This window comes from Bacteroides caecigallinarum, from assembly GCF_021531075.1.
GTDB lineage: Bacteria > Bacteroidota > Bacteroidia > Bacteroidales > Bacteroidaceae > Phocaeicola > Phocaeicola caecigallinarum_B.
Map to the genome: position 1 here is coordinate 1 of NZ_JADYTJ010000095.1, position 4,226 is coordinate 4,226.

Below are 4,226 nucleotides of genomic sequence, written 5' to 3' on the forward strand. Positions count from 1 at the left end.
ATATTTATAGCGTTAATTATAAGTCTGTGAATTAATTAATGTGGAATTCGATTTATAATTAATATTGTTAATCCTCACAATATTGCTATAGGATAATATGAACAATACAGACATATTGCAATATAATAAAGGAGAATCTTTCGGTATATTTCCGTCAGGTTCTCCCTTGTTTTTACTCTTCAAAGAGCAGCATATATTCCACTTCTTTTCTCCGCTCGATTCTCGGCAAACCTTGCCTCTATAGTCCAGAAAGAAATCTACTCCTTAGATATTCTTATCCTCAGTTTCTACTTTATTAAAAGTTCACCGTTCGTTTGGGGAAAGTTATAATAAACGTCTTATAGAAATAATATTGCAAAAAAATATATGCCTCAATGAAAATATCAAATATAACATTTATTTATCTATTGCATGATCAACATAATTTACGAATCCCATTGTTTCTTTATGTTTGAAACATTCCTTTCGAAGTAAAATATATTTTCTTTCGGTTTCATTCAGCCTGTGATTTTCACGTAAAATAAAGAATGAGGTTACTATGCTGACTACCCATATAAAAATGGCTACAAGGATACAGAATTGCTTGATATACCTGAATCCGACATATCTGTCAATCCAAGACCAAAGTCTCTTGAAGGCCCAAAGAATCCAGCCTTTAATGGTAGTAGGTTTTACCGGTGCTTTTGACATGTTATGCCGTTCTGCTACAACATCAAGGATACGGTTCATTCGTTCTATGTAAGGGATAATCTTAAGATATTGCTTGTTCGTGTCCGCTGTCAGTGCAACAGCGTTAAGGCTGTTCTTTTGTATATCCGTACATAGATTGGCAATCTTAACCAGTAATTTTTCTGTCTGGGCATCGGACTTTCCGGTTTTCAGTTCCTCGTATGCTTTGCTCAATTTCTCTAATATATCATAGAACAAATTTCTCAGTTGGATAAACTGTCTGTCTCCACTGCTATCCATATTGTGGCCACCGGTTTTACTTACAGAGGCAATTTCACTCTTTATAGAAACAAGTCCGGCTTCTATCCGGTTAAGTTTGTCCGTATGTCTATCCAGTGTAGTCTGGATTTCATCAATGGAATCATATTCTTCATCCTTTAACGGTTTGTTCTTTGCCATTGTTACCTCCTTCTGCCTTTTCGTGGTACATATTTGTCTTTTTCTTCATCACGTTTGTTATCGTCGCTGCTTCCACCACCGCCACCTCCTGTTTCCGGTGCCTGATGTGGCTGAACTATCAGTTCAATGGCGGCTCCAACTATTCCAGATCCTATTGAACTACCACTATCGGTTCCGCTTTCTACATTGCCAGCAGCCATAGTTTCCTGATTGGATTGTGCATTCTGAATATTCGGGCTATATCCCGGACCGTTCCCCGGACAGTTTTCCGCATGAGCCATATCCTTTGAGATATTCATGTCAGATCCGGTAAAAACGGAGTCATGTTTTCTGATATCCGATATAGCGGTTTTTTCCTGCCCATAACTGCCGAACTTCCTTCTTAAATTTCCGAATGACAATTCCGGATCCACTTTCTTTCCGGCAAAAGAAAGATTTTCTGCTGTATATACGATACCACGTACATTCCCGTATTCATCCCTTACCATGGTTATATCGACACCTTCTGATTTCAGCTTTGAGATATATTCTTTCCATGAACCGGCTTTGTCAAGAACAGGGAAAGCTATGTCCATGATATGATATTTGACCTTATCCTTTCCGATAAGTCTGTCTCGGTTTACATCTTTTTTTCTCTTTGATGGAGCAGAAAGTCCGTATTTTGCCCGGATAGATTTGCAGACATTTACTGAACGTGCATAGTTGCTGTCGCATGTGATAGCCTTTCCTTCATTGTCTATACGACTGTAAGCGATGTGTACATGATCGTGTTCTTGATCAAGATGACGGTAGCCGAGATAGATAGTGGGCGGAAATTTCATACGCTGCATGTATTCCTTGCAGAGTTCCGTTATAAATTCGTCAGTCAGCCTTTCCCGGTCTTTGGGCGAGAAACTGATTACCAGATGTCCCATCTTGTCCTTTATCTTGGAAGAACTGTTTGCCCATTGGAGATTGAAGGCAGCAACCACAGTCCGGTTTGATGTTGTACTGACTCCATTGGAAAAAATCACTTTGGCATTTTTCTCTTTCATGCTATTGAGGTAGTCAATCAGACCCCCGGCTGATTTCCCTTTCATTATTTTTGCATTCATCGTTACCTTAGTTCACTTAATTTATTCAACACTTCATCTATCTTTTCTGACAATAGCCTGTCAGCTGCGGCCACATCCTCATAGCCTGCAATGTGCGCTTCGTGTGCCAGCTGGTTCAGGTTGTTTGCCATTCCTGCGAGCTTCCTGAAACAATCCATCATCTCCTGGGAGAGCGGTTCGTTTATCTTACCGTTTATTGCCAGATCATAGACTATGGAGGAAAGTGAAGCCTTCATCCTGCGGCTTCTTTTTTTTAGTTTTTTGAAGTTCAGTTCATCAAAACCGACCTTTATAAAATGGCACTTTTTCTCTGTCGAATCCTTTCGAGGACGGCCTCCTTTTCTCCGTTCTGAATCCTTTCGGGGTGTGGGTGCAAATTCTGTCATGTCCGTTTGTTTAAGGTCATCCAGGCGGAGCCTTCCGACATTCAGTCGGTGGTTTTTTGGCACAAAAAACCTATCTTGCTCCCACACCCCTTAAAAAAGTGTCCTACTTTCTGAACAGGATGTACAATGCTACGGAAGCCATTATAACAGGCTATTGTACAATATTCGTCGTGGATGACGGATTTATAAATGGAGTTTTATCTGTGCCAGTGTACCTGTGCTTCCTCATAATATGAGTGGTCTCTGGCTATTGATTCAAGGACTTTGTGCAGATAGTCCAGTTCGTGGTGTTCCAGGCATGGAATGGCTCCGATTTCTATATTGTATGATGCTATCCACCTGTATTCGCTCCACTTCTCATAGTCTTTTCCGGTACGGCTTACTATGGAATCAAAATAGGTATTTACCTGTTCTATCTGCCGTTCCGACGGTACACCATCTATGCCTTCGGCATGTATAAAGGAAATCATGGAATCAACGGCATTTGCCAGTAAAGGATCAACTTCAGCGAGTACCTTTTTGAGTTCTTCCTGTTTCATGTCTTAACTTGTTTGGAGAATATGTCAGCTCCGGTATGAACCGTTGCCAAACCTGATGGGCACGACCATTTCAATAAGCCGGTCGGCGATACGTTCCTCATATTTTTCCTTAATCTGTGAAAATGTCAGATTTGTCGTAAAAAGGGTGAACAGCTGTTCCTCATACCGTTTTGTTATCAGGTCTATCATAGGGGTAAGACAATTGCCAAAACTGATGATTTCCTTTGGATCTGTCCCGAAATCATCTATCGCAAGGATTGGAAGTCTGGCTATCCGAGCCCATTCCTGATATTCGTCTTTGCACCTGTAAGCCAGTTCCCTTGCATTCCACAGCGATACGCTATAACTGGAATTGGTCTGCGGATGGCGCAAGTTCAATGAATTTATCAGGGTACGGATGGCTTTAAGCCATGTGGTTTTTCCATTTCCGCACATTCCGCTGAAAAACAGACCGAACTTTTCGGAATTTCCCGTAAGGAAGCGTGCAATCTGTTCACGTTGGCTTTCAAATTCTTCACAGGTTGTGAAATGTCTGCACCTGTATTCGACTTCTGCCTGGTATGCGGCCAGCAGCATATCCTTTGTCTGTTCGTAGGAATATGGCAGCCTAAACCGGCCAATCGTAATCTTCCGGTGAAGTAGCTGTGATTTCAGTAGCTCTACGTCCACTGTTGACTCGTTTTGATTCTGCTCTTTCATGTTTTAGTCTATAATTCATTTTAATGTTCAGCCAGTTGCGGAAATGTTTCTGGATGTCTATTATTTCCCTCTTGTCGGATGACTTCATTTTTTGTTCGGCAATGAACATTTTCAGGTATTCCAGTACAGTTTCACGGTCTATATCGCTTCCCCGTTGAAGGATTACTGAGTCCAGCCAGGCAGCATCATTTGCAAGAATCATTTCCAGTTCATCCAGTTCCAATTTTCCGTTGCTGACATTATGAATATTATTATATTACTGTCCGCTAAAGACGTGAATTCCCTCCCAACTTGCTGAAATAGATAAGTTGGGAGTTATTTTCATATCAGACAAGCCCCTCTTATGAGCTTATTACCTCCTTAGGTGGTGGTTCTGCTGC

6 protein-coding genes are annotated in these 4,226 nt (G+C 41.1%); all 6 read right to left on the minus strand.

Translation table 11 applies throughout. The annotated features are described in order from the left end of the window. Window positions 1–396: 396 nt before the first annotated feature. A complete protein-coding gene (locus I6E11_RS14220; RefSeq protein ID WP_235338781.1) occupies window positions 397–1,128 on the minus strand; it encodes a hypothetical protein in 732 nt (243 codons plus the stop codon). A 2-nt stretch (window positions 1,129–1,130) separates the two neighbouring features. Next, window positions 1,131–2,222 carry a relaxase/mobilization nuclease domain-containing protein gene (locus tag I6E11_RS14225; protein ID WP_235338782.1) on the minus strand — a complete coding sequence of 364 codons (1,092 nt, stop codon included), beginning with the start codon at window positions 2,220–2,222 and terminating at the stop codon, window positions 1,131–1,133. Between the two features lie 2 nt (window positions 2,223–2,224). Then, window positions 2,225–2,608: a MobC family plasmid mobilization relaxosome protein gene (locus tag I6E11_RS14230; RefSeq protein WP_235338783.1), complete on the minus strand. Its 384-nt coding sequence runs from the start codon at window positions 2,606–2,608 to the stop codon at window positions 2,225–2,227. Window positions 2,609–2,805: 197 nt separating this feature from the next. Further along, window positions 2,806–3,147: a permease gene (locus tag I6E11_RS14235; protein WP_087421241.1), complete on the minus strand. Its 342-nt coding sequence runs from the start codon at window positions 3,145–3,147 to the stop codon at window positions 2,806–2,808. A 24-nt stretch (window positions 3,148–3,171) separates the two neighbouring features. Then, window positions 3,172–3,723 carry a P-loop NTPase family protein gene (locus I6E11_RS14240; protein ID WP_018452241.1) on the minus strand — a complete coding sequence of 184 codons (552 nt, stop codon included), beginning with the start codon at window positions 3,721–3,723 and terminating at the stop codon, window positions 3,172–3,174. A gap of 31 nt (window positions 3,724–3,754) precedes the next feature. Beyond that, window positions 3,755–4,069, minus strand: a complete 315-nt coding sequence (locus I6E11_RS14245; RefSeq protein WP_235338784.1) for a DUF7833 domain-containing protein — start codon at window positions 4,067–4,069, stop codon at window positions 3,755–3,757. Between the last annotated feature and the right edge of the window lie 157 nt (window positions 4,070–4,226).